General features: G+C 65.1%; 21 protein-coding genes, 1 tRNA gene and 3 pseudogenes. 10 read left to right on the top strand and 15 right to left on the bottom strand.

Features of this window, described 5'->3' with window-relative positions:
• Positions 1-14: 14 nt before the first annotated feature.
• From PSPA7_RS22865 to PSPA7_RS22845, 5 genes and pseudogenes are all read right to left on the bottom strand, one after another.
• Positions 15-917, bottom strand: coding sequence for a glycosyltransferase family 2 protein (locus PSPA7_RS22865; protein ID WP_003148469.1), 903 nt, complete (start codon positions 915-917; stop codon positions 15-17).
• A gap of 271 nt (positions 918-1,188) precedes the next feature.
• Positions 1,189-1,814, bottom strand: a pseudogene (gene catB, locus PSPA7_RS22860) (type B chloramphenicol O-acetyltransferase).
• 94 nt (positions 1,815-1,908) lie between these two features.
• Positions 1,909-2,685 (bottom strand): toxA transcriptional regulator ToxR, encoded by a 777-nt coding sequence (gene toxR / locus PSPA7_RS22855; RefSeq protein WP_033996868.1) that lies wholly within the window; start codon positions 2,683-2,685, stop codon positions 1,909-1,911.
• A gap of 620 nt (positions 2,686-3,305) precedes the next feature.
• Entirely contained in the window at positions 3,306-3,812 is a 507-nt protein-coding gene (locus tag PSPA7_RS22850; RefSeq protein WP_003148474.1) for a GNAT family N-acetyltransferase, read from the bottom strand.
• A gap of 63 nt (positions 3,813-3,875) precedes the next feature.
• A complete protein-coding gene (locus PSPA7_RS22845; RefSeq protein ID WP_003148476.1) occupies positions 3,876-4,133 on the bottom strand; it encodes a YjhX family toxin in 258 nt (85 codons plus the stop codon).
• Between the two features lie 849 nt (positions 4,134-4,982).
• On the opposite strand from PSPA7_RS22845, the gene PSPA7_RS22835 reads away from it, so the two are divergent.
• The 5 genes and pseudogenes from PSPA7_RS22835 to PSPA7_RS22815 all read left to right on the top strand — a co-directional run bounded on the left by PSPA7_RS22835 (position 4,983) and on the right by PSPA7_RS22815 (position 8,027).
• The gene (locus PSPA7_RS22835) at positions 4,983-5,390 is read left to right on the top strand and encodes a hypothetical protein (protein WP_033996869.1); all 408 of its coding nucleotides are present in this window, start codon (positions 4,983-4,985) and stop codon (positions 5,388-5,390) included.
• Between the two features lie 435 nt (positions 5,391-5,825).
• Positions 5,826-6,989: pseudogene (locus PSPA7_RS22825) on the top strand (IS3 family transposase).
• A gap of 9 nt (positions 6,990-6,998) precedes the next feature.
• Positions 6,999-7,205: pseudogene (locus tag PSPA7_RS31845) on the top strand (tyrosine-type recombinase/integrase); the annotation flags it as partial.
• Positions 7,206-7,418: 213 nt separating this feature from the next.
• Positions 7,419-7,670, top strand: a complete 252-nt coding sequence (locus PSPA7_RS22820; protein WP_003114155.1) for a type II toxin-antitoxin system Phd/YefM family antitoxin — start codon at positions 7,419-7,421, stop codon at positions 7,668-7,670.
• A gap of 9 nt (positions 7,671-7,679) precedes the next feature.
• On the top strand, positions 7,680-8,027 hold the full coding sequence (locus tag PSPA7_RS22815) for a type II toxin-antitoxin system RelE/ParE family toxin (protein WP_003114156.1): 348 nt from the start codon (positions 7,680-7,682) through the stop codon (positions 8,025-8,027).
• A 122-nt stretch (positions 8,028-8,149) separates the two neighbouring features.
• On the opposite strand, the gene PSPA7_RS22810 is transcribed toward PSPA7_RS22815, so the two are convergent.
• The 8 genes from PSPA7_RS22810 to PSPA7_RS22775 all read right to left on the bottom strand — a co-directional run bounded on the left by PSPA7_RS22810 (position 8,150) and on the right by PSPA7_RS22775 (position 14,561).
• A tRNA-Gly gene (locus PSPA7_RS22810) sits at positions 8,150-8,223 on the bottom strand.
• A gap of 126 nt (positions 8,224-8,349) precedes the next feature.
• Complete coding sequence (locus PSPA7_RS22805) at positions 8,350-9,252, bottom strand: alpha/beta fold hydrolase (protein WP_012077064.1); 903 nt, start codon at positions 9,250-9,252, stop codon at positions 8,350-8,352.
• A 437-nt stretch (positions 9,253-9,689) separates the two neighbouring features.
• Complete coding sequence (locus PSPA7_RS22800) at positions 9,690-10,427, bottom strand: murein L,D-transpeptidase catalytic domain family protein (RefSeq protein ID WP_012077063.1); 738 nt, start codon at positions 10,425-10,427, stop codon at positions 9,690-9,692.
• Positions 10,428-10,506: 79 nt separating this feature from the next.
• Complete coding sequence (locus PSPA7_RS22795; RefSeq protein ID WP_003151256.1) at positions 10,507-11,550, bottom strand: L,D-transpeptidase; 1,044 nt, start codon at positions 11,548-11,550, stop codon at positions 10,507-10,509.
• A gap of 135 nt (positions 11,551-11,685) precedes the next feature.
• Positions 11,686-12,378 carry a pseudouridine synthase gene (locus PSPA7_RS22790; RefSeq protein WP_003151254.1) on the bottom strand — a complete coding sequence of 231 codons (693 nt, stop codon included), beginning with the start codon at positions 12,376-12,378 and terminating at the stop codon, positions 11,686-11,688.
• Positions 12,378-12,590, bottom strand: a complete 213-nt coding sequence (locus tag PSPA7_RS22785) for a cysteine-rich CWC family protein (protein ID WP_012077061.1) — start codon at positions 12,588-12,590, stop codon at positions 12,378-12,380. The genes PSPA7_RS22790 and PSPA7_RS22785 overlap by 1 nt, the downstream gene beginning before the upstream one ends.
• 82 nt (positions 12,591-12,672) lie before the next feature.
• On the bottom strand, positions 12,673-13,488 hold the full coding sequence (locus PSPA7_RS22780) for a DUF4824 family protein (RefSeq protein WP_012077060.1): 816 nt from the start codon (positions 13,486-13,488) through the stop codon (positions 12,673-12,675).
• Positions 13,485-14,561, bottom strand: coding sequence for a DUF2157 domain-containing protein (locus PSPA7_RS22775; protein ID WP_012077059.1), 1,077 nt, complete (start codon positions 14,559-14,561; stop codon positions 13,485-13,487). Before PSPA7_RS22775 ends, PSPA7_RS22780 begins: the two co-directional genes overlap by 4 nt.
• 233 nt (positions 14,562-14,794) lie before the next feature.
• Here PSPA7_RS22775 and PSPA7_RS22770 point away from each other — a divergent pair, with 233 nt between their 5' ends.
• From PSPA7_RS22770 to PSPA7_RS22755, 4 genes are all read left to right on the top strand, one after another.
• Positions 14,795-14,974 carry a hypothetical protein gene (locus PSPA7_RS22770; protein ID WP_003151251.1) on the top strand — a complete coding sequence of 60 codons (180 nt, stop codon included), beginning with the start codon at positions 14,795-14,797 and terminating at the stop codon, positions 14,972-14,974.
• A 93-nt stretch (positions 14,975-15,067) separates the two neighbouring features.
• Positions 15,068-15,526 (top strand): hypothetical protein, encoded by a 459-nt coding sequence (locus tag PSPA7_RS22765; protein WP_012077056.1) that lies wholly within the window; start codon positions 15,068-15,070, stop codon positions 15,524-15,526.
• 117 nt (positions 15,527-15,643) lie between these two features.
• Positions 15,644-15,889 carry a DUF1145 domain-containing protein gene (locus tag PSPA7_RS22760; protein ID WP_003151246.1) on the top strand — a complete coding sequence of 82 codons (246 nt, stop codon included), beginning with the start codon at positions 15,644-15,646 and terminating at the stop codon, positions 15,887-15,889.
• Between the two features lie 120 nt (positions 15,890-16,009).
• The gene (locus PSPA7_RS22755; RefSeq protein WP_012077055.1) at positions 16,010-16,201 is read left to right on the top strand and encodes a hypothetical protein; all 192 of its coding nucleotides are present in this window, start codon (positions 16,010-16,012) and stop codon (positions 16,199-16,201) included.
• A gap of 2 nt (positions 16,202-16,203) precedes the next feature.
• On the opposite strand, the gene PSPA7_RS22750 is transcribed toward PSPA7_RS22755, so the two are convergent.
• Positions 16,204-17,118: a LysR family transcriptional regulator gene (locus PSPA7_RS22750; protein WP_012077054.1), complete on the bottom strand. Its 915-nt coding sequence runs from the start codon at positions 17,116-17,118 to the stop codon at positions 16,204-16,206.
• Between the two features lie 102 nt (positions 17,119-17,220).
• On the opposite strand from PSPA7_RS22750, the gene sdsA1 reads away from it, so the two are divergent.
• Positions 17,221-19,197, top strand: coding sequence for a linear primary-alkylsulfatase SdsA1 (gene sdsA1, locus PSPA7_RS22745; protein WP_012077053.1), 1,977 nt, complete (start codon positions 17,221-17,223; stop codon positions 19,195-19,197).
• A 34-nt stretch (positions 19,198-19,231) separates the two neighbouring features.
• Here sdsA1 and PSPA7_RS22740 read toward each other — a convergent pair whose 3' ends face one another.
• The gene (locus PSPA7_RS22740) at positions 19,232-19,873 is read right to left on the bottom strand and encodes an NAD(P)-dependent oxidoreductase (protein ID WP_012077052.1); all 642 of its coding nucleotides are present in this window, start codon (positions 19,871-19,873) and stop codon (positions 19,232-19,234) included.
• Between the last annotated feature and the right edge of the window lie 7 nt (positions 19,874-19,880).

The raw sequence follows: 19,880 nt of genomic DNA, 5'->3' as shown, positions 1-19,880 counted from the left end.
AGGCGCGGCGGGCCTCAGGTGGTCTCGTGATGGAGCAGGAAGCGCTTCAGACGGCGGAAGGTGGTGCGGTTCCACTGCCGCAGGGGCAGCGAGCGGAGCAGTTGCCAGGCATGCTTCTTGTCCGATACCACGGCGTATTTCAGGGCCTTGTTGACCAGCTCCGTGCGGCCGCGCTCGTAGGCCGGATGCGACTGGTAGGGCTCGATGGTGCGCAGGTCGGCGTCGAGCAGCACCTTGTAGCGCCGCGACAGGTTGTCGGGGTGGCGCCGGTAGCGGGTGACCAGCACCGGCAGCTTGTGGATCTGGTAGCCCTGGCTGGCGATGCGCAGGGTCATCTGGAAGTCCTGGACCTTGATCTGCGGATCGTAGAAGCCGGCGGCGCGCAGGGCTTCCATGCGGTAGAGGGACACCGGGGCGCCGCAGACATAGGCGTTGCCGAGCAGGTAGTCGAAGTCCAGCTGGCGGATGCGGTTGCTGCTCTGCCGCTTGGTTTCCTGGCCTTCGCTGTCGATGTAGATGACCAGGGCGCCGACGCAGCCGACCTCGGGGTGCTGGTCGAGGTACTCGGCGCGTACGCTCAGCGAATGCGGCAGCATGATGTCGTCCAGGTCCGGAGTGGCGACGTAGTCGCCGCGGGCATGCTGCAGGCCGAAGTTCAGCGCGGCGCTGACGCCTTGGTTGCGCTGGCGGTAGAGCTGGAAGCCGTAGCTGGCCTGCAGCTGTTCCAGCATGGCATAGCTGGCGTCGGTGGAACCGTCGTCGACGATGATCACTTCGAAATTCGGGTAGTCCTGCGCATAGATGCTCCGCAGGGCTTCTTCCAGGTACTTTTCCGCGTTGAAGCAGGGCGCGACGACGGAGACCAGGGGGGTATCCGTCGTGCCTGAGGGCTTGCTGGAAGTGGCTTCTGCAATCATGTGTCGTTCTTGTCACTCGTCTTGCACGGCGACCGCCCCGGGCGGCGCGCCGGTCAGGAAGTCCTGCGAATGTTCCAGCGGTCGGTCTTCGGGAAGCTTCCGAGAAATCAGCGGACCCCTTTCAGCGGAGGCACGCCAGCGTCGGAAAGGCTCTGGCATGCATGCCTGGATACCCGGGTATCGCGACAGTATACCGCCTGGAGCCTGGAGGATATGCCTGTGGAGCCGAGAAAAACCCTCCGGATCATGCTTGCGGGCATCGGGCCTCTGCTCACCGCCGTTGCCAGTGCTGGTACGGGGCCGGGATAACCGCGGCGCAGAGCAGCGGAATCGCAGCCTCGATCTCCTCCAGCGACCAGTCCCACCAGGCCATTTCCAGGAGGTGCCGGATATCGCTATCGAAAAAACGTTTACGAAGCGTCCGCGCCGGGTTGCCGCCGACGGTGGCATAGGGGCCACGTCACGGGTCACCAGCGCGCGGCTGCCGATGATCGCCCCGTGGCCGACCCGCACGCCCGGCATGAACATCGCCTCGGCGCCGATCCAGACGTCGTTTCCGATCACCGTGTCGCCCGCCGGCAGGTAACCGTTCTCGGCGTTGGCGAAGGCCGGCTCCTCGTGCATGAGATGGAAGGGAAAGGTCGACGCCCACCCGGCGTGCTGTCCCTGGTTGCCGGCCATGATGAAGGTGGCGCCGCTGCCGATCGAACAGAAGCTGCCGATGACCAGCCTGTCCACGTCGTCGCGGTCCGGCATCAGGTAGCGCGCACAGTCGTCGAAGGAATGCCCGTGATAGTAGCCGGAATAGTAGCTGTAGCGCCCCGCCCGAATGTTCGGATTGCTGACTTGCTCCGAGAGCAGCTTGCCCCTGAAGCTACTCGCGAAATAATTGCCCATGACCTGGCGTCCCTGTCCGTCGAAGCGCTCAAGGGTAGCCTCTGGCGAGGGGACGGGCCAGCGCGGCGTGACGGCTGGCGGACGGCGCTGGCGCTCAGGTGCCGGCGCTGAACGGCCAGGCCTGGAACGGTTCCGAGTAGTGCCTGCCGTGGCGAAAGGCGAAGGGCAACGCGTTGGCCTGCTGGTGCTGTTCCTCGGTGTCGACATTGAGGCAGAGCATCTGGATGTCCTGTGCCACCAGCAGACGATTGAGGTATTCGATGCTCTTGCGCTGGCGCAGGTTGCGGGTCAGCGGGCCGGGCGCCAGCAGGCGGGCGTCCAGCGCCAGGAAGTCGCAGAGCCCGGCATCGACCTCGGCGAAGCATTGGCGGGCGTCGGTGTCGATGCGCTGTGGATGCAGCGCGATGCGCATGCCGCTGTCGCGCAGACGGGCCAGGGTGGCGAGATATTCCGGCGAGGCGGGGCCCTGCTCGTCGATGGCCAGCAGCAGGCACAGCTCGACCTGGTGCTGCTGCAACTGCCTGGCCGAGGCCAGGAGACGCTCGCAGACTCCGGCATTGCCCAGGCTGCTGGCATGCAGGGGAATGAAGTTCCTGCCCAGCAGTTCGAGGTCGGTGTTGTGTCGGTGGACGCAGAGTAGTCGTGCCAGCAGGTGTTTCACCGCGGCTTCGGCGAGCAATGGTGGGGCGCCGGAGAGGAAGGCCGACAGGTCGACCCGTTGACGGCGTTCGCGCAGGGAGAGCTTGCTGCCGACCAACGCGCCGTTCCTCGCATAGATGCCGTGGGCGAAGAGCTCGAATCCGTCGTTCGCGTCACGGTTGCCGAGGCAAAGCCATTTCAATGGCGGGGGCGTTCTGTCTGTCGCAGTCATAGGTGATGGCTCTATGGGCAAATCTCGCCGAGGCGCACGGACAGTGCCCGTGCACAGGATTGAAGGGGTGTCTAGCGGAGACGGTTCTGCCTCCGGCGAATCAAGGTCTTTCGTCGGAAAGCCCGGTGGGCAGGCAGGGGATCGGCTCGGCAATCGGCCGCGAGGGTACTTCCGTGGCCGCCGCCAGGCCTGGCGGCCAGCGGTTTTTTCTCCGGTCTGTGCAGTGGTTCCGCTGTTGCCGTTTTTCCCGCCGTACGCGTGTTGCGCTGCGCGGCGCCGGCGTCAACCCGCGCCGATGCTGTCGGTGCAGCCCAGGACAAGCGGTGAAGCCTGTTGCTTGCGCCAGGCGAAGTGGATGCTTCTGGAGTCCAGTTCGACGACCGTAGTGGCATGGAGGTCGTGCTGTTGCGAGGCAAACCGTGCGACGAAGCCTTCCGGCGCGCAGGCGAAGAGATCGCCAGGGCGCTGGGCCCGCGTGTTCCGCGAGGCCGGGGTGATGAGGCACCGCGTGAACGCCTTTCTGGGGGCGGCTGGCTACGGGATCGAACTGGTCCAGGAGGGCCCCTGTTCGATTGAACGCCGCGACAGGCGCCCGGTGGCCCGGGCGCTGGCGCTTCGGTTCAGCCGGTAGCGTCGAAGGCGGGATGGAAGGCGACCGTTCCCCGGACCGCCGCTCCAGCGAAGGACTGTGCCTGGAAGAAAGCGGCGGGAACGCCAGGCAGCACTAGGCCACTTTCAGCGCGGAAGCCGAAGCGGCTGTAGTAGGCCGGTTCACCCAGCACCACGCAACCTTCCGCGCCCAGCGAGCGCAGTTCGGCCAGCAACTGGCGGATCAGCCGCGAGCCGATGCCGCGTCCTTGCCATTCGGGCTCTACCGAGACCGGTGCGAGGCCGTACCAGCCGCCCGGTGCGCCGTCGATGGTCACCGGTGAGGCGGCGACATGGCCGAACAGTTGGCCGTTGCCCTCGGCGACCAGCGATAGTGTCAGCGAGCCGGCACGACGGAGGGCGGCGACGATGAACTGCTCGGTATGGCTGGCATGCGTAGCCCGGCGGAACGCGGCTTCGGTCAGGCGGGCGATGGCATCGATGTCGGCGGCGGTCTCCGCACGGATGGAGATGTTCATGCGTGTACTCCTCGGGCATGGCCCTGGCCTTCTCCTGGCCAGGGCGGTGGAGAAGAATTGGACTCAGCGATTGTCCGCCTGCGGGCGCACGGCTTTCAGTCCGGCCATCGAGATACGGTAGGGCCGGCCCTGGCTGGAGTGGATCAGGCGCTTGCTCTTCAGCCTGGCGAACACCGCCAGGGTACAGTCGAGCAGGAGATGGCCGTCGCGGTTGTAGCATTCGACCTGGGTGACCTTGCCCGAGGCGTCGCGGAAGAAAGCGATATGGCCACCCTGGGCCAAGGCGTGGAGGGTCCGTTGTTCCGGCTTGGAAACGTTCATGTCGGGAGAACCTGTAGTCATCGGTATGGCAACGCGGTCGCACGGCGCGAACAGGCGCATGCGGACCATGGCGAAGGCAGATAACCGGCGACACCTCGTGCAAGGCGACGAAGCGGCGGTTATCGGATGACTACTATCTCCAGCATGCAAGCCTCGGAACGGGGAGGGGCAGTCACGGAGGTGACTATGGGGCGACAGTCTAGCCGAGCGGACGAGGCGACGACAAGGCAGTGGCTGCGTCGTCATGCCGCTGTCCCGGGATCATCGGTTTGTGAGGGCGTTCGTCCTCTCCCGCGGTGACTCGCGGTTCCATTGCCAACCAGGCCGGGAGGCTGCCATGCGCCGCAGCATGTTGGCGCTGCTCCCTCTCCAGGCCTGTCGCCGCCGCGACGAGATACGGCCCGCATCTGGTCGAGGCGAGGGTGATGACCGGCAGGTTTTGGCTAAACCCGGGCAACCGCGGCGGCGGATCGTCAACCGATCTGCGTTGTGCAACAACGGTGTGCCCAGGTTCAGTGCCGCCGCAGCGAGTTCCGGATGGACACGGTAGCGGGCCGATCGGCAGCCGTGTGTCACCGAAGGCACATTGGTTGAAATCGGTATCGAACGGAAATGAGGAGGTTTTTTCGGAGAGTTTTTCCTACAGAAAATTACTAAAAAAGCTTGTCGCGGTAAATCGTGAATTAGCGCTGAGCGGAGGGACCTGTCGGGTGTGGGGCCGGTCGGTACTTTCCGTCATGTAGGAATTGCCTGATATCGGGCTTTAGGGGTGAACGTTGCGGGCTACCCTGTTCGCATACTTGAAAAGTTGTCGGCGTAATCTCTGCGCTTTTCAGGCGAGGTTTCGTCGTGTTGAAGTTGTTGGTCGTGGTTGCTTTCCTTTTCATCGGCGGAGGTATGGCCATGGGAGCGCCCGAGGAGGCGCAAGAGGTCAGCGAAGTCCCGGTCCATAGGATCGATGAGCTGACTCTGATGTACCTGACCCACGAGGTCTACCTGGATCCCTACGTTTCCTGCCGGCCGAAGGTTCTGGGCAAACGCTCGTACGTCGCCTGCTGGAACGAAACCTACTCGGGCCGCTCCCCTCTGAATTTCTGGGAATACGCCGAAGGCGACTTCCTGGCCCTCAACGCCCCCGCGCGGGCACTGGCGCAGGGGCGGTTCGCCAGTGAGAAGCATATCGGTGAAGTGCCGTTGCCGCTGCCCCTGGATATCGACCTGGACCAGTTGGAGCAGGTGTATTTGCTGATGATGTAGGCTGTCCGTTGTCGGTCTATGCCCGCCTTGCCAGGTGGCATGAGATGCCACTGCCATTGCGAGCGCGTCATGGCAGCTTCTCGGACATGGAGGGCATGTGCTACCGGAGCGCTTCCTGAATCGACGTCCTTTTATCGAGCTTTCAGGGATCCGGTGCCGTGATAGGTGCGGCTGATAAATATTCTGATACGACATGGCAGCGCGCATCTTGGCAAATGCTCATGATCGTTGAGGGCACCTCATGCGAATCTGTCCAAGAGAGTATTGTCCGAGGTGAGTTAGGCTGAATCCGTCCATGTCCTTGGTTCAGCCTCTGATCAAACGTCCGCCTGGGGGAACGTGTCTGCGCAGTTCGCGGCAATCGCCAGGGTGTAGTGGTCTACTGATCCCGGACACCGATTTAGGCGAGAATCCTCGCCGTGAGAGAGGTGTCTGATGAGCAAGCAACGACGTACGTTTTCCGCCGAGTTCAAACGAGAGGCTGCCGCCTTGGTGCTGGACCAAGGCTACAGCCATATCGACGCCTGCCGTTCGCTGGGGGTGGGTGGACTCGGCCTTGCGCCGTTGGGTGAAGCAGCTCGAGACGGAGCGCCAGGGTGTGACCCCGAAGAGCAAGGCGTTGACGCCTGAGCAGCAAAAGATCCAGGAGCTGGAAGCCCGGATCAACCGGCTGGAGCGGGAGAAAGCGATATTAAAAAAGGCTACCGCTCTCTTGATGTCGGACGAACTCGATCGTACGCGCTGATAGACCAGTTGAGTGAGCAGGAGTCGGTGGAAGTGGTCTGTTCAGCTTTCGATGTGGCGCGGTCTTGCTACTACGTCCACCGTCTTCGACGGCGGCGTGTCGATGCTCGCCGCGTGGCGCTACGCAGCCAGGTCAACCAGTTGTTCAGCCAGAGTCGGGGCTCGGCCGGCAGCCGCAGCATTCTGGGCATGCTGCGCGAAGAGGGCGTGACCATCGGCCGTTTCCGAGTGCGTCGGTTGATGCGTGAGCTGGGCCTGGTTAGCAAGCAACCGGGCTCGCACGCCTACAAACAGGCCACGGTTGAGCGGCCGGATATCCCGAATCGGCTGAACCGCGAATTCGCGACCGAGCATCCCAATCAGGTGTGGTGTGGCGACATCACCTACGTCTGGGCGCAAGGCCGTTGGCACTACCTGGCCGCGGTGCTGGATCTGCATACCCGGCGGGTGATCGGTTGGGCGTTCTCGGCCAAGCCGGATGCCGAGCTGGTGATCAAGGCCCTGGACATGGCCTACGAACAGCGCGGCAGGCCACAGCAGGTGCTGTTCCATCCAGACCAGGGCAGCCAGTACGCCAGCCGCCTGTTTCGGCAACGGCTCTGGCGCTATCGGATGCAGCAGAGCATGAGCCGTCGGGGGAATTGCTGGGATAACTCGCCGATGGAGCGCCTGTTCCGCAGTCTGAAGTCGGAGTGGGTCCCGTCAACGGGCTACCTGACGGCGCAGGAGGCCCAACGGGACATCAGTCATTACCTGATGCACCGCTACAACTGGATCAGGCCGCATCAATTCAACGACGGGCTACCGCCTGCGGTGGCCGAAGAAAAACTCAACCCACTGTCCGGGATGGGTTGACCACTACAGCTGTCGACCTCGATCAAGCTGCCGAAGGGGCAGGCCAGCCACGTACTGCGCCATACGTTCGCCAGTCACTTCATCATGAACGGCGGGCACATCGTGACGTTACAGCACATCCTGGGGCATGCCTCGTTGTCGATGACGATGCGATATGCGCACCTCTCCCAAGACCACCTATCTGAGGCTGTTCGATTCAACCCGCTCATAGGTTGAAGGCTGCGGGGGTCGACAGAGGGAAAGAAAAATAGACTTGAGGTGGTTCAAATTCGGTCTGAATTCGGATTATGATGTTGGAGCCGACGGTAGACAGACTGCCGACGCGCGAATCCCACTCGTCGCCTGGATATGGAGCGTGGTGGAGTTCGAACACCGTAGAACCTGAGTTCCAGGCCTTAAGTGTTCCCACAGCAATGGAGGTACCGGCTCATGCGAGTCGAGACAATTAGTTATTTGAAACGTCATGCGGCTGACCTGGATTTATCCGAGCCAATGGTCGTCACGCAGAACGGTGTTCCTGCCTATGTGGTTGAGTCATATGCTGAGCGGAAGCAGCGCGATGAAGCAATTGCGCTGGTGAAGTTGCTTGCGATTGGCTCCCGCCAGTACGCAGAAGGCAAGCATCGCTCTGTTGATGATTTGAAAGCTCGCCTTTCCAGGAGGTTCGCTCAGCCAGAATAAGGAGGTTTAATGTCCCCGGTCGTCATTCGTTTTACTGATACCGCAGAGCAAAGCATCGAAGACCAAGTCCACCACTTGGCTCCATTCCAAGGTGAACAGGCTGCACTCCAGTCAGTACTGAGCCTTTTGGATGAGATTGAAGAGAAGATTTCACTTGCACCTAAAGGTTACCCAGTCAGCCAGCAGGCGAGTCTTCTGGGGGTGCTGAGCTATCGCGAGCTTAATACCGGCCCCTATCGTGTTTTTTACGAATTCCACGAAGAGCAAGGCGAGGTGGCAGTGATCTTGGTTTTGCGACAGAAGCAGAGCGTTGAGCAACAATTGATCCGCTATTGCTTGGTGGGGCCAATCGAGTGATGGCTTTCTACTCCTGAGCATGTAGCGCTGAATGCGCCTCGACACTTCTTCGACACCTTTCCTTCCCCCAAAAAGCAAAGCCCCCGAAACGCTAGGCATTTCAGGGGCTTGACAGGATGTTCTGGAGCGGGCGAAGGGAATCGAACCCTCGTCATGAGCTTGGGAAGCTCAGGTAATGCCATTATACGACGCCCGCTCGGACGGCTTTTGCGGCCAGGGCGCCTTTTTACCAGATGCGTGGCGGCAGGTGAAGCCCGGGGCGGTTTTTTTGTTGATGTGGCTGGTTTTTTCCGTCCGGGGAGCGGGGCTCCCCGGGCGGTGGTCAACTGGCGAGGGCGGCAAGGGGGACGCTGGCGCCGTTGGGCAGGGGGCGGTAGATCGGGTTGAGCGGCTTTGCGTGTTGTGGACGAAGGAAGGCCAGCAGGGCGTCCTGGGTCTGTTGCCAGGCGGCCTTGTGCTCGACGTCGATGAAATGGCCGGCGTTGCGGATGGTGTGGAATTCCGCGGCGCGGATCAGCTGGCCGAACTGGCGGGCCTCGTGGGGAGTGGTGTAGATGTCCAGCTCGCCGTTCATGAACAGCACCGGGATCTCGATGCCGGCGAAGCTTTCGGTGTAGCTGCCGGCATTCAGGCGCAGCACTTCGCGGATGTGGAAGTGCATCTGCCGGTACTCGTGCTCGTCGAGGCCGCTGACGTGGCGGAAGTTGTAGCGCTTGAACAACTGAGGCAGGTAGCGCCCGATGGTCTCGTTGACCAGGTTGCCGACCTGGGTTCGATCACAGGCGGCGAGGTAGTCGAGGCCGCGGTGCAGGTAGTCGAGCATGGCCGGGTTGAGCAGCGGCGAGAACGAGTTGACCACCGCCTTGCGCACCCGTCCCGGACGCTGTGCGAGGGCGAGCAGGGTGGCGACGCCGCCCCAGGAAAAGGACATCACCACCTCCGCGCGGAAATGCTCGAGCAGTTCCAGCAGGATCCCGGCCTCGCATTCCTTGCTGATCGGCGCCCGGTTGTCGTTGTGCGGCTTGGACTGCCCTGCATAGGGCTGGTCGTAGAGCACCACGTTGAAGTGTGGTTGCAGGTACTTCACGGTCTGGGCGAAGGACGCGGTGGTCGACAGCGAGCCGTTGACCAGGACGATGGTCTGCTGCGCCGCGGGATTGCCGTAGAACTCGGTGTGGACGCGGTGTTGCCCGTGAATCTCGACGATGGCGGTTTCCGGCCTCATGTCGCTTCCTCCTGGAATCGTTCGATGGGAACGCGGCGACCTGCTTGTCGCGGCGAAGTCAAATTGCTCATGGGCAGATGAAAGCGCCTCCCAATGACAGTTGGATGTCATTCGGAGTAACTTAACAAACTCTTAATTTTCAACGACTTACTGGCCAAAAGGAGATCGTCCAAAAACCCTTTCAGGTCATGGGGATACGGCTGTTCGGCCGGGCAGGAAAGGCCTGCGCCGAAGCGCGGGCAGATACGCGGGCTTTCTTGGAAGTCGTTCGTGACTGGTCGGTCACAACGTGGTCGTCAGTTAAGCAGCAGGCGTGCGGCACCGCAAGCCTGTTTCGCTTTTGAAAAGGGGTGGAGGGGAGGGAATCCGACGAGTTGCCGCACGCGGATGCCCCTGCGCTGCGTTTTCGAGGAGCGGGGCGTTCCCGCCCCGGCGGGCTACTTGAGCAGGCTGGCGATCACTTCCGGCGTGCGGGCCGCGCGAGCCACGGCGCAGCTCTGCGGGGTCAGGAAACGCGAGGTTTCCAGCCATTTCGGCTGCGGGTAATAGGCGAACAGGTAGCTGCCGCGCTTGAGAGTGTTGATCAGCCGCGCGGCTACGGCCGGGCGTACCGCAGGGCAGCCCTGGCTGCGGCCGAGGCGACCGAGTCCGGGGACCACTCTGGGATCGGCGTAGGCGGCGGAATGCATGACGATGGCGCGCTCTTCGCTCTTGTCGTTGAAGCCCGGCTCCAGGCCCACCAGGCGTAGCGACTGGCCATGCTTGCCGGTATAGAGCTGGCCGGTCTGGAACAGGCCGATGGAGGACTGGTAGCTGTTCGGCCGGTTGGAAAAGGAGGTGGCGAGGTCGTCGCCGCTGTTCTTGCCGTGGGTCACCCACTCTTCGAAGAGCAGCTTGCGGGCCTTCAGATCGAATACCCAGAGGCGCTTGTCGCGCGATGGCCGCGAGTAGTCGATCACCGTCAGCAGGCCGTTGTCGCCGCCCTGGCTGGCGCTCGCGCAGGCATAGGCGGTGAGGGCCAGTTCGAGGGTTGGCAGGCTGGCCCGGGGGGCGAGTTCCTGAAGGTCCTTGGCGGAAGGAAGGGGCTGGGCGAACACCGGCAGGCTGGCCAGTGCGCAAAGGGTGGCGCCCGCCAGGCTCAGCCTGCGCAGGGCGGCACGGAGGAAGGTTGGCATACGAGCAGTATTCCCATCGGTTCAGTGTGGTTTTTACCGGATGAGAGGCATTGTGCTCGATTTTTGAACAACTTGCCGACTACTTTTTAAGCGATTTCGTCGGATTGTTCGGGGTTTCCGTGGCGATCACCGTGAAATCGGAGTCGCTGTGGGTGTCCCGGGTCGAGGCCCAGTCGGTGATCACCAGGGTACTGCCGACATCCATGGCGCCGAGCATCTCGCGGACGAAGGCCGGATCCATGCGGATCTTGCCCAGTTGTTCGGAGGGCGTCAGGCCATGCCCCGGATTGCTCACCTGGACCACCGACCAGCGCAGGTTCGGCGAGGTTTCCTCGATTTCCGCCCGGGTCGGTTTTTCCAGCAGCGAGAACACCGCCATGCCGCTTTGCGGGCGTGCCGGCAGTTGTACCGGCGCGGTGCCGATGCGCTGGCCGCCGCGGTACACGTAGGCGCGCTGGTCGGCGCGGCTGATCAGTACCGACAGCGGGCCGCGCTCGGCGCCGGGGTCGTTCCAGGCGATCTCGCCAGGCTCCACCGGCAGTGTCACCGGACGGCCGTCGGCCACGGTCGGCGCCAGCAGGCCGGGGTGGTCGACCTCTTTCGGCGCGCTGCTGGCATCGGAGATGATCACCGTGGTCGAGCTGAAGCCGGTGATGCCGTAGAGCTTCTTGGCAAATGCCATGGGCAGGCGGATGCAGCCGTGGGAAGCGGGGTAGCCGGGCAGGTTGCCGGCGTGCAGGGCGATGCCGTCCCAGGTCAGGCGCTGCATGTAGGGCATGGGCGCGCTGTTGTAGAGATCGGACTTGTGGTCGACGCTTTTCTGCAGGATCGAGAATACCCCGGTAGGAGTCTCCCGGCCCTTCTTCCCCGAACTCAAGGTGCTGACGCCGATGGCGATGCCGTTGCGATAGATGTAGGCCTTCTGTTCGGTGAGGCTGACCACGATGGTCACCGGGCCTTGTGGCGATACCTCCGGATACCAGAGGTATTCGCCGGGCTTCATGCTCTTCAACCGGGCCTTGATGTCCGCCGGCGGCAGCGGCGCGTTCGGCGGGCTGGCGGGGGCCGCCTGGACGGCCGCGACGGCGAAGGCCAGCAGCAGTACGGCAAGGGGTCTCTTCATCGGCGCTTTCTCTTGCTCCATGCGGGAAAGACTGTCGATCCGACAGATGCCTTTCAGCTTAGCGTCGGTCGCGACGGTCGGCCAAACCGCGGGGGCCGGCCTCTTTCGGTGGACACTGGGGCCGGCGGCGGGGTTTCACACCGAACAGATTTCTTCAGCATTCAGTGGCCGCCATGCCCCCGGTGGTAGCGTCGGGTCGAGCTGGATGTCACCCATGCGCTCGCGGTGCAGGCGCAGTACCCTGTTGTCGAAGTGGCCGAACATCCGCTTGACCTGGTGGTAGCGACCTTCGTGCAGGGTCAGGCGGGCGCTGCGCGGACCGAGCGGTTCGAGCTGTGCGGGGAGGGTGACGAGGTCCTCGAAGCGAAAATGAATGCCGGCGGCGAAGGCGTCCACGTAGCGCTGGTCGATCGGCTCTTCGGTCTCCACGTAGTAGACCTTGTCGCGCCGGCTGCCGGGAAGGGTCAGACGGCGCGACCACCGGCCGTCGTTGGTCAGCAGCATCAGCCCGGTGGTGTTGTAGTCGAGGCGGCCGCCGATATGCAGGTCGTCGCGGTGATCTGGCGGCAGCAGCTCTAGCACGGTTGGATGCTCTGGGTCGCGGGTGGCGCTGACGCAGCCCATTGGCTTGTGCAGCATGTAGTAGCGCGCCGGCTTGCCGGCCTGGAGCAGCCGTTCGTCCAGTTCCACCCGGCTGAATACCCGCACCTCGTGGGTGCCGTCGCGCACCACCTGGCCGTCCACGCGCAGGCGCCCACCGGCGATCAGCCTTTGCGCGTCGCGGCGGCTGAGTTCGGGCAGGTTGGCGAGGAAGCGGTCCAGGCGCATCAGTGGTCGGCGTCGGGCGGTAGCAGTTGCGCGCAGCGCGGACAGAGGCAGGCGCGGCGGCGCAGCTCGGCTGGAATCCGCTCCAGCGCGGTCGCATCGATTTCCGTGGTAAAGCACCAGCAAGCCTGGGTGGCGCTGGCGGGGTCGGCCAGGGTGCAGCGGTTGGATTGCTGGCACAGCGGGCAGCGGCCGGGATCGATTTCGCTGTTCATGACGCGGTGGTTGGCGGGCGGGAACGCTCAGGGTGCAGCGCCCGGCGCGCGGATGCAAGCGCCGCGCGCCGGGCGGGGCGTTTCAGCGGCGGACGGCGTTGGTGATCCAGGGCTCCAGGCGCTGGCCGAAGCTGAGATGCAGTTCCAGCGGCGCTAGCCGGTAGCCTTGCTCGTCGACCTTGGCGAACACTGCGTGCCATTGACGTGGCACGTTGATCGCGGCGAGGTCGGTACGGCTGACGTAGCCGCCGACCAGCGTCCTGCCTCCGTCGACCGCGGACCAAGGGCGTACCCGGCCTTTGACGATGGCGTAGCGCTGGCGCTCCGGGTAGCGCTGGCGCAGAACGGCCAGGTCGAGGCCGGCGTCGACGATGAACAGTCGGCTGGCCTCTTCCTGCTCATGCTTCAATTGGTGGCGAGCGGCCTCCATGTGGCTGGACAGCATTTCATCCTTGGGCAGGGCCTTGCTGCGGGCGCGGGCTTCGGCCAGGCGCTCCTCGGCCAGGCGTACTTCGCGGCGATAGGCCGGGCCGTCGAGCTCAAGGACCAGCAGCACCTGTTTTTCCTGCTGGCGACGGTAGCGCCGCACGTTTTCCTCGTCGAGCGAATCCGGGACGCTGAAACCGAGGGCGCGCATCTGCTCAGGTGGCAGCGGGGGAACGAGGTCATTGGGCGGATCGCTGTTCGGCGAGCGGAGCTCCAGGCGTAGTTCGACGCCACTGTTCTCTTCGCTCCAGAAGTCGTAGGACCAGTTGCGCTGGAGTTCGCGCTGGCTGAGCAGCAGCTTGCTTTCGGCCTCGCCGGAACGGTTCCAGGCGACGCCGCCGAGGGCGGCCAGGTTCGCTGCCAGCAGCAGGAGGCTGCCGGCGACCAGGGCGTTGCGACGGCTTCGGTTCATGCGTCGTCCCTCTTCACGATACCCAGGGGCGCGCGCAAGCGGCGCAGGACCAGCAGGATCAGCAGGGCGCTGAGGCCGACCACCAGGAAGAACAGGTACTTCGGCATCGCTTCCCACCACCAGTCGAAGAATTTGGTGTAGAGGAAGATGACGAAGAAGGTGACCCCGGTGTTGCTCACGTCGGCCCAGTTGCGTCGTGCGCCGAGCCAGATCACCAGGGCGGCGGCGACGAAGCCGGCGACCTGGTAGAGGCCCTCGATCAGCGCTGTCGGCAGCGCCAGGTAGCTGGCCGCCCCCCAGTTGGCCAGCACCAGCATCGGCAGGAACAGGCCGAGCAGGGCGAACACCCGGTAGGTCACGGCGAAGCCGCTGAAGTTGCGCTGCTCGAAGCACAGCGGCACGGCGAAGATCAGCGCGGCGGCGGGGAAGAAGTTCTCCGGTCGCTCGCCTACGCTCAGCCAGTAGCCGCCGCCCCGGGTGCCGACGCGCGCGGCGATGAAGCCCATCACGCAGAGGATCGCCGCCGCCAGCAGCAGCCGGGCGTTGCACAGGTAGGCCAGGAGCAGGGCATAGAGCGCCCAGGGCACCAGGGCCAGGTCGGTCGGGGTGACGTTGAATATCTGCCCGAGCATGGTCAGGTCGAGGACGAAGCAGGCGAACGCGACCATCGCCGCCAGCTTGCTGAAGTAGCCCGAGGCGTCCTTGGCCTGGACCCAGAGCGTGGCGAAGAACGCGGCGAAGGCGCTGCCGCCCAGGATCGCCACCTGGGCGACGGTGGGGAACAGGCCCCAGAAGCGATAGAACAGCAGGAACACGCTGGCGGCGAAGGCCAGCGCGCCGAAGAACGAGGCCACCCGCATGCCCAGCGAAAGTTGCTGGCTGCGCAGGTCGTGGTCGATGTCGAAACGGTCGCGGTAGCCGTCCAGCAGGGCCAGGTGGTAGTCGGCGAGTTGCCGGGCCTGGGTCGGTTCGAGGCGGAACGCCTGCTCCTGGTCGAGGCGTTGCAGCTCGCGCTGGAACACCAGGATGTCGTTGGCGCGCTGCTGGGCCTGGGCGCGGTCGAGGGGTTGCATGCATGCTCCTTGAGCGTTGCCGGCGGGCCGGCAGTCCTTGATCTGCGCACTCTACCGAGAAAGATTGGTAGCGGTCACGTCCTGTGGGTAGCCGTGTCGTTGGTCGGATTCAGGGAATTTCCGCTTTTCCTTCCAGTCTTTATTGCAGCCGGATTGCATCCGCCGCAACCGGTTTCCCGCTCCATCGGGATCTTGTCCAGGCGTGGTTCGGCTGCGTTCTGCGATGAAGGAGAATGCTGATGGTCGTGCGAATGATCGGGCTGCTGCTGGCGGCCTACCTGATAAGCGGATGCAGCGTCCGTGTGCCGGGCGCCTATGTCGAGCTGGATCCGTTCGACGTCGGCTACTACGGCTACGATCGCGGCGGTCCGCCCCATTGTCCCCCGGGCCATGCCAAGAAAGGCTGGTGCTGAGCCCACTCCCTTCCCGAGTCTTCACGTCGTATGCGCGCCTCGCAGCGTCGCCGGTCATCCGGCCGGCTGGCGGCGGGGCCGCAGGAGGCTGCCATGTGGCGCACATTCCTGAGAGTTCCGCTTCTCCTGTTTCTCGCCAGCCTGGGTGGCTGCGCGGTTTATGACTACGACTACGATGACCGCGACTGGCGCCACTATCGCGGCCAGCCCTACGGCTACGCCTACGAAGTGCCGCGCTATCGCGTGTATGACGATGGTTGGCGCAGTGAAAGGCGCTACCACTCGACGCGCTACTACGACCGCCGCTACTACCCGGCGCCACGGCGCTACGATGGCCATCGCGACTACCGGCGCGAGCAGTATCGCTACCAGGAGCGCCGCTACCACGAGTCGCGCCCGGCGCACCGCGGCGAGCGGCATCCGGGCAACTGGCAGCGCGGTGGCCAGCCGCAATGGCGCGGACACTCGCCGCAACGCTGGCAGCAACACGGTCGGCAGGACCGCCCGGGGCGCCAGGACCACCACGGCGGCGCGGCCCGCTGGCGCAACTGAACGATGGAAGGCACGGCGGCGCCTGCCAAACTCCGCCGTGCTTTCCAGTCGAAAGTGCGGACCCCCTTGGCGCATTTGCTCGGCACACTCTGCCGATACCGAAACGAGGAGGTTCCCATGAGTCATTTCCTGTCGTTCGCCAAGGGCGCCCTGGCGATGTTCTGGCTCGTCGCGCTGGTCAACCTGGCCTATCCGCTGGGTGAACTGCACCGCCCGATCCTGCTGTCGTCCGGCGTACTGGTGCTGGTCCATGCCGCCGAGATCCTGTTGCTCAACGGGCGCCTCGAGGCGCGCCCGGCACCTTGGCTGGAGCGCCTGCAGGTGCTGCTGTTCGGCGTCCTGCACCTGCGCAGCCGCGGCTGATTTACACAGGCTTTACCCTCGCCGCGGGCACCGCCCGCGCGTCGCGCAGTCCGATGTGCAGGCTCCGGAAGGCAATCCTCCCGCATCCGCAGGAGAGGCCGGGGCCGCACAGGAGGCGCCATGCGTCGTTTGCTTTCCTCCCTGCTGATCCTCGTCCTGCCGTTGTCGGCCTGCGTGCTCTACGACCGCGACGACCACCGGCATCGCCCCGATTACCGCTACGAGCGCTACCACGACCGCGCCCATGACAACCGCGGACGCGACTGGAACCGTTCCTGGCAGAATCGCCGCGACGACGGTCGCTGGCGCTGACCTCAGGCGTCGGCGAAGCGCCGCTCCTGTTCCAGCACCCGCTCGACGAATACTGCCGCCGCCGGCGAAAGGCTGCGGCCGGCGCGGCTGACCAGGCCGTAGGCGGAACCCTTGGCGCGGGCGGGCTCGACGCCGACCGGCCAGGGCAGCAGCGCCAGGCGGCCGGCCTCGACATCGGCGGCGACCACGTCCCACGGCGCCAGGCTGATCAGTTCGCTGGAGCCGACCAGTCCCTTGAGCATCAGCACGTCGTCGCATTGCACACCGAGCGGTTCGTCGCGCCGCAGCAGGCGCGCCAGGTCGCGGCGGATCTCCTTGGGCAGGCGCGGCCCCGCCAGCGGATAGGCGGCCAGTTGCGCGGCGCCCGGCCGCTCCAGACGCAGCAGTGGATGGCCGGGCCGGCAGAAGAGTACGCCGGGATGCTCGGGTAGCGGATGGATGTGCAACAGCGGATCGCCTTGCAACTCGCGGATGTCCGCGACGAAGAGTTCGACGACGTCATCCAGCAGGCGCTGGCGCAGGGTCTGCCAGTCCTCGATGAGCAGCGCGACGCGCACGCATGGGTGGGCGCTGGAGAAACCGGCCAGTGCCTCGGGCAACAGCCGTGCGGCGGGGAAGGGACCGCCGCCCAGGCGTAGCTCGCCGCTGTCGAGGTTTCCCAGCTGGCTCACCGCGTTATGCAGCGCGCGATGCCCGGCCAGCAGGCGGCGGGCGTGTTCCAGCACCAGCCGGCCGTGGGCGGTGAGCGCCACGCCGCGGCCGCCGCGTTCCACCAGTGTGCAGCCGAGTTGGCCCTCCAGCGCCTGGATGCTGCGCGACAGTGCTGGCTGGCTGAGATTCACCGCCTCGGCGGCGCGGGCGAAGTGGCCGTGTTCGGCGAGGGCGACGAAATGGCGGAACTGGCGTAGATCGCTCATGCGGACTCCGCATCGAATATGGATTTGGAATGCATTGGAATTATTGGCGTGTCCCTCGGCATAGTGCCAGCCGAAGCCCACAACAATAAAACGGAGCATCCGATGAGCCGTCTGCTCGCACTCCTGGCGCTCGCCCCGCTGCTCGCCGGCGCCGCCGAACCCACCGCGGCCAAGCCGCCCAGCGCCTTCACCGTCGAGGCCCAGCGGCGGGTCGAAGCGGAATTGCCCTTCGCCGACCGCGCCGACTTCGAGCGCGCCGAACGCGGCCTGATCCGACGCCCGGAGCGGTTGTTCATCCGCAACCCCGACGGTAGCGTCGCCTGGCAGCTCGGCGGCTACGACTTTCTCCTCGACGGCAAGCCCCGCGACAGCATCAATCCCAGCCTGCAACGCCAGGCCCTGCTCAATCTCAAGTACGGCCTGTTCGAGGTTGCCGAAGGCATCTACCAGGTGCGCGGCTTCGACCTGGCCAACATCACCTTCATCCGCGGCGACAGCGGCTGGATCGTGGTCGACACCCTGACCACCCCGGCCACCGCCAGGGCGGCCTACGAGCTGGTCAGCCGCGAGCTGGGCGAGAGGCCGATCCGTACGGTGATCTACAGCCATGCCCACGCCGATCACTTTGGCGGTGTGCGCGGTCTGGTCGAGCCGCAGCAGGTCGCCAGCGGCGCGGTGCAGATCATCGCTCCGGCCGGCTTCATGGAGGCGGCGATCAAGGAGAACGTCCTGGCCGGCAATGCCATGATGCGCCGCGCCACCTACCAGTACGGCACGCAATTGCCCAAGGGGCCGCAGGGGCAGGTCGACATGGCCATCGGCAAGGGACTGGCGCGTGGACCGCTGAGCCTGCTGGCGCCGACCCGCCTGATCGAAGGCGAGGGCGAGGACCTGGTGCTGGACGGCGTTCCGTTCACCTTCCAGAACACGCCGGGTACCGAATCGCCGGCGGAGATGAACATCTGGCTGCCGCGGCAGAAGGCCCTGCTGATGGCCGAGAACGTGGTCGGCAGCCTGCACAACCTGTACACCCTGCGCGGCGCCGAGGTACGCGATGCGCTGGGCTGGAGCAAGTACATCAACCAGGCGCTGCATCGTTTCGGCAGGCAGGCCGAGGTGATGTTCGCGGTGCACAACTGGCCGCGCTGGGGCAACGCGGAGATCGTCCAGGTCCTGGAGAAGCAGCGCGACCTGTACGGCTACCTGCACGACCAGACCCTGCACCTGGCCAACCAGGGCGTGACCATCAGCCAGGTGCACAACCGCCTGCGCCTGCCGGCCAGCCTCGACCAGGAATGGTACGACCGCGGCTACCACGGCTCGGTCAGCCATAACGCACGGGCCGTGCTGAACCGCTACCTGGGCTACTACGACGGCAACCCGGCGACCCTCGACCCGCTCAGCCCGGAGGACTCGGCGGGCCGCTACGTGCAATACATGGGTGGCGCCGAGCGCCTGCTGGAGCAGGCGCGGGCGTCGTACGCCAGGGGCGAGTACCGCTGGGTGGTCGAGGTGGTCAACAGGCTGGTCTTCGCCGAGCCGGATAATCGGGCCGCGCGCGAGTTGCAGGCCGACGCCCTGGAGCAGCTCGGCTACCAGGCGGAGAACGCCGGCTGGCGCAACAGCTACCTGAGCGCCGCCTACGAACTGCGCCACGGCGTACCGCGCGACCAGCCGACGATGAAGGCCGGAAGCGCCGATGCCCTGGCGGCGATGGATACCGGCCTGCTGTTCGACTATCTCGGCGTGCGCCTGGACGCCGGCGCTGCGGAGGGCAAGGCGCTGAGCATCAACCTGCGCCTGCCGGACATCGGCGAGGACTACCTGCTGGAACTGAAGAACTCGCACCTGAACAACCTGCGCGGCGTGCAGAGCGAGGACGCCGGGCAGACCGTGAGCATCGACCGCGCCGATCTCAACCGGCTGTTGCTCAAGGAGGTGTCGGCGGTACGCCTGGTCCTCGAAGGCAAGCTGAAGAGTTCCGGCAATCCGCTGCTGCTGGGGCAACTGTTCGGCATGCTCGGCGACTTCGACTTCTGGTTCGATGTCGTCACGCCGGCGGCGAAGTCCGAGGGCTGACGACGAAGGCGCCCGAGAGGGGCGCCTTGGCTTTTCAGTAGGCCACGGTGAAGCGCTGGCGATGATGACGGGGCTGCTCGGCCTCGTCGAGCATGGCCAGCGCCAGGTCTTCCAGGGAAATCCGGCTCTCGCCCTTGGCGTCGAACAGCACCTGGTCGCCGCCGAGGCGGAATTTGCCGCTGCGCTGGCCGGGTTCGAGGAGCATCGCCGGGCTGAGGAACACCCAGTCCAGTCGTTGCTCGCCGCGCAGCTGGTCGAAGGCGTCGGCGGCGCCGAGGGCGCCCTGCTTCCACTGCTCGGGGAACTCCGGGCTATCCACCAGGCGCTGGCCAGGGGCGATCTCCAGGCTCCCGGCGCCGCCGAGGACCAGCAGGCGCGGCACGCCGGAGCGTTTCACGCCGTCGAGAATGGCCTGGCTGCCGGCGGCGTGGCGGGCGCGAAGGTCGGCGCTACCCCAGCCGCCGTTGAAGGCGCTGATGACCACCTCGTGGCCTGCTACGGCGCTGGCCACCTGGGCCGGGTCGCTGACGTCCGCCTGCACTACATTGAGGCCGTCGCGGGCCGCCAGCTTGCCCGGGTCGCGGACCAGCGCGGACACCGCGTGGCCGCGCAGCAGGGCTTCGTTGAGGAAATAGTGGCCGACGTGGCCGGTGGCGCCGATCAGGGCGATTTTCATGCTGCAC

Source organism: Pseudomonas paraeruginosa PA7 (genome assembly GCF_000017205.1).
GTDB classification, from domain to species: Bacteria; Pseudomonadota; Gammaproteobacteria; order Pseudomonadales; family Pseudomonadaceae; genus Pseudomonas; species Pseudomonas paraeruginosa.
The sequence above is the reverse complement of the archived record's forward strand: the minus strand, read 5'-3'. Positions and strand labels throughout refer to the sequence as shown.

Excerpts from the sequence above, each read along its gene's own strand:
- PSPA7_RS22865 (WP_003148469.1), bottom strand. The coding sequence starts at position 917 with ATGATTGCAGAAGCCACTTCCAGCAAGCCCTCAGGCACGACGGATACC.
- PSPA7_RS22845 (WP_003148476.1), bottom strand. The coding sequence starts at position 4,133 with ATGAACGTTTCCAAGCCGGAACAACGGACCCTCCACGCCTTGGCCCAG.
- PSPA7_RS22750 (WP_012077054.1), bottom strand. The coding sequence starts at position 17,118 with ATGAGCGATCTACGCCAGTTCCGCCATTTCGTCGCCCTCGCCGAACAC.
- PSPA7_RS22815 (WP_003114156.1), top strand. The coding sequence starts at position 7,680 with ATGTCCCCGGTCGTCATTCGTTTTACTGATACCGCAGAGCAAAGCATC.
- PSPA7_RS22785 (WP_012077061.1), bottom strand. The coding sequence starts at position 12,590 with ATGAACAGCGAAATCGATCCCGGCCGCTGCCCGCTGTGCCAGCAATCC.
- PSPA7_RS22805 (WP_012077064.1), bottom strand. The coding sequence starts at position 9,252 with ATGAGGCCGGAAACCGCCATCGTCGAGATTCACGGGCAACACCGCGTC.
- PSPA7_RS22755 (WP_012077055.1), top strand. The coding sequence starts at position 16,010 with ATGCGTCGTTTGCTTTCCTCCCTGCTGATCCTCGTCCTGCCGTTGTCG.
- PSPA7_RS22740 (WP_012077052.1), bottom strand. The coding sequence starts at position 19,873 with ATGAAAATCGCCCTGATCGGCGCCACCGGCCACGTCGGCCACTATTTC.
- PSPA7_RS22775 (WP_012077059.1), bottom strand. The coding sequence starts at position 14,561 with ATGCAACCCCTCGACCGCGCCCAGGCCCAGCAGCGCGCCAACGACATC.
- PSPA7_RS22765 (WP_012077056.1), top strand. The coding sequence starts at position 15,068 with ATGTGGCGCACATTCCTGAGAGTTCCGCTTCTCCTGTTTCTCGCCAGC.
- PSPA7_RS22790 (WP_003151254.1), bottom strand. The coding sequence starts at position 12,378 with ATGCGCCTGGACCGCTTCCTCGCCAACCTGCCCGAACTCAGCCGCCGC.
- toxR (WP_033996868.1), bottom strand. The coding sequence starts at position 2,685 with ATGACTGCGACAGACAGAACGCCCCCGCCATTGAAATGGCTTTGCCTC.
- PSPA7_RS22760 (WP_003151246.1), top strand. The coding sequence starts at position 15,644 with ATGAGTCATTTCCTGTCGTTCGCCAAGGGCGCCCTGGCGATGTTCTGG.
- PSPA7_RS22820 (WP_003114155.1), top strand. The coding sequence starts at position 7,419 with ATGCGAGTCGAGACAATTAGTTATTTGAAACGTCATGCGGCTGACCTG.
- PSPA7_RS22795 (WP_003151256.1), bottom strand. The coding sequence starts at position 11,550 with ATGAAGAGACCCCTTGCCGTACTGCTGCTGGCCTTCGCCGTCGCGGCC.
- sdsA1 (WP_012077053.1), top strand. The coding sequence starts at position 17,221 with ATGAGCCGTCTGCTCGCACTCCTGGCGCTCGCCCCGCTGCTCGCCGGC.
- PSPA7_RS22850 (WP_003148474.1), bottom strand. The coding sequence starts at position 3,812 with ATGAACATCTCCATCCGTGCGGAGACCGCCGCCGACATCGATGCCATC.
- PSPA7_RS22800 (WP_012077063.1), bottom strand. The coding sequence starts at position 10,427 with ATGCCAACCTTCCTCCGTGCCGCCCTGCGCAGGCTGAGCCTGGCGGGC.
- PSPA7_RS22780 (WP_012077060.1), bottom strand. The coding sequence starts at position 13,488 with ATGAACCGAAGCCGTCGCAACGCCCTGGTCGCCGGCAGCCTCCTGCTG.
- PSPA7_RS22770 (WP_003151251.1), top strand. The coding sequence starts at position 14,795 with ATGCTGATGGTCGTGCGAATGATCGGGCTGCTGCTGGCGGCCTACCTG.